We start from the raw sequence: 226 nt of genomic DNA, 5'->3' as shown, positions 1-226 counted from the left end.
GCAATTCGCCGGTCGTGAACCTGGACGGCGGGACGTTCACGGCCAATGCGGCGACCTACGTCAGTCAAGGTTCGCTGACGTTCGCGGGCGGCGAGGTGGTCGGGGCCATCACGATCTACAACGGCGGCCTGGCGCTGTTGCCGACCGCTGGTGCTGGCTCATTCATCACGGGCGGTGGCACGACGCTGAGCGGGGACATTCACGCGGATCAGTCGGTGTGGGTGCA

General features: G+C 66.4%; 1 protein-coding gene. It reads left to right on the top strand.

What is annotated here, in order from left to right; genetic code table 11:
• The coding region (locus G6O54_RS37215; RefSeq protein ID WP_165236260.1) for a hypothetical protein at positions 1 to 226 on the top strand (226 nt) is incomplete at both ends.

Origin of the sequence: Aquisphaera insulae (genome assembly GCF_011064615.1) — a bacterium.
Classification (GTDB): domain Bacteria; phylum Planctomycetota; class Planctomycetia; order Isosphaerales; family Isosphaeraceae; genus Aquisphaera; species Aquisphaera insulae.
This window is presented reverse-complemented; position numbering and strand designations above follow the sequence as displayed.